Here is a 2,567-nt window from a genome sequence, read left to right on the forward strand (position 1 = left end):
TACATACTCTGAAGTTGACTCGTTGAACCTGAACTTAACTCACCATTATTTATAAAATTGAGTAAAGGTTCAAAAATCCATTTCAAAGCACTATAATCACTTGCTAAAACATTTATATTATAAAAAACATAACAAACAATCACAGATATAAATATAAACACAGAAAAAAACAACTTTATTTTTTTTAGTTTCAATAACATAAAAAACAAAGTAAATATAGAAACTGCTATGCAGGAGACAATACCAATTCTGCCATAAATAAAACAACCTATTAATATTATTGGCAAATAAAACCTGAGACTTCCAATTTTTTGAGAATTAGAAACTTTTAATATCATAAGGTATAAAGAAAAAATGTAAGCTATGGAACATAAAATAGCAGGTCTAAAACCTGAAAAACCTTGCAATCCAAAACGAGAATAATAAACAGGAGATGTCGATAACTCATATTGAGTACTCGATGAATAATAAAGCACAGACAGCCAAAACTCTCTAAAAATAGGAATATAGAGAATAAATGAAAATATTATATAAAGTGAAACAGCTTTTATGTAAAGTTCAATTACTGATATATAATCAAATTTTTTATACGTTAAGAAAAATAAAGGCACAAACAATATAACTACCTGTTTAACAAAACTCGTTATTTGTTCCGTATACGATAAATCAACTGAGCCATGTATAAATAAGACTATAATAAATAGTAATAAAAATAACCATATCGGAAATAGTACTGATACTAAATTATTAGTATTTATTTTTTTTTGTTTATTTGTTAATTGATAAAACAAAAGAGAAAAAGCTATTGCATATATTATGGATGCTTGAAATATATAAATCCCATTAATATAAAAAGGAAACAAGCAATACATAGTAATAAATATTAGTAAAATATTACTTTTAGTTTTCATGATAATTATAATACAATTAGATATAATGAATATAGTGGCTTTTATAACAATAGAAAGCCACCAAAAATTTTATTTTTTATACCAACGAAATAGGCTACGTTTAAAAAAAGAAACAAAGAAAAAAAGAAAATTAATATTTTTCTTTTTCCTTAAAACAAAAAATAGCAACTCTAAATAGAAAATAAATAATTCTAAAATATTAATTTTTGAATTGTAACCATCCATAAATAAGACACATTCTTTAACTTTATCACTTTTAGTAAAATAGTTCATTAATTTAATTTTTATATTAAAAGATGCATTATTCTGCCCTTCAATATTTTTCGTCGAAATATTATTATCATGCATACGATATTTCAATAAACACTCTTGAATATTATAAAACTCATAATCATTTATAATAGCTCGAGTCCATAACTCATAATCTTGAGCTTTAACCATTTTATCGTCATAGCCATCTAAAGCATCTATAAACTTTTTAGTAAACATCACTGAAGGGTGACAAATACATGACCTAAAAAACATTTTAGCCTTAATGTGTGAAGAGCTCTCCGGGTATACATGCTTACCTGTAATATCTCCATTTGAGTTTATTACGTAAACATTTGAACCACAAATATCAATATCTTTATTTTCTAAAATGTTTATTTGTTTTTCAAATCGATATGATTCTGCAATATCATCAGCATCCATTCTTGCAATATATTTAGTTTTAACTAGTTTAAGCGCTTTATTAAGAGAACGTGTTAGACCTATATTGCTTTCATTATTAATAACAATAACCCTGCTATCCTCATAGCCTGTTAACAACTTATTAATATTGCTGTTATATGGGTTATCATTAACTATGATAAAATCAAAGCCTTTATATGTTTGGTTTAAAATAGAATCTATAGATAATTTAATCATATATTCATCTTCAGAATATATAGACATTATAACCGTTAATTTTTTTTTCACTTAATACTAACCATATTGATTTTATTTAAATTTACGAGGCAAAATAAATTTATTACCTAATGTTAAATCAAATGAATCAGGAGTAAACTTTACATATCCACTCCATGGATAAAATGTTATTTCACCAAAATAAATTCTATTATTTAAACTATAAAAGTCCACTCTAGCAAAAGGAAAATCTTTACCAATATCTTCTGCGATTTCTAACATTTTATCAAAGCCCCATGGTTTCTGAATTAACTCTTTAGATACTGGTCTATCAGAGGTTACATTTACTCTACCCCACTTTCTATCAAAAAAGGTTCTTGTATGGCCAGTAAATCGATTTTTATCAACCCAAATAAACTCAACGCGCCCGTTAAAGCATAGAAATTTATAATCATCGATTTCATTTCCTTCACTTTCATTATTAACAAGTAACTCTTCACAAGTGATTTTAAAAGGTATATGTTTATAGCACCACTCTTTACCAGTCAATACAACTTGATTATTAAAGCACCATGAAGAAACCTCTTTTTTAATTTCATCCATATCAGCTAGGCTTTTATCCCTTACAATTATATTTGTTTCACATCCATTATTTCCTTTCAAAATAAAGCTGCTTGGCAGATCAGAGAAGTCTATATCATTAACACTATCATATGCATTATAAAGCGGTACTAATATATCACTATACCCCTTTTCCTTAATATAATC

3 protein-coding genes are annotated in these 2,567 nt (G+C 26.1%); all 3 read right to left on the minus strand.

What is annotated here, in order from left to right:
- The coding region (locus tag I3255_RS13680; RefSeq protein WP_238039298.1) for a hypothetical protein at window positions 1-911 on the minus strand (911 nt) is incomplete at its 3' end.
- 69 nt (window positions 912-980) lie between these two features.
- Complete coding sequence (locus tag I3255_RS13685; RefSeq protein ID WP_265414015.1) at window positions 981-1,847, minus strand: glycosyltransferase; 867 nt, start codon at window positions 1,845-1,847, stop codon at window positions 981-983.
- Window positions 1,848-1,892: 45 nt separating this feature from the next.
- The coding region (locus I3255_RS13690) for an ATP-grasp fold amidoligase family protein (RefSeq protein ID WP_238039300.1) at window positions 1,893-2,567 on the minus strand (675 nt) is incomplete at its 5' end.

Origin of the sequence: Psychrobacter sp. Ps6 (genome assembly GCF_022129235.1) — a bacterium.
Classification (GTDB): Bacteria; Pseudomonadota; Gammaproteobacteria; order Pseudomonadales; family Moraxellaceae; genus Psychrobacter.

Excerpts from the sequence above, each read along its gene's own strand:
- I3255_RS13685 (WP_265414015.1), bottom strand. The coding sequence starts at position 1,847 with ATGTCTATATATTCTGAAGATGAATATATGATTAAATTATCTATAGAT.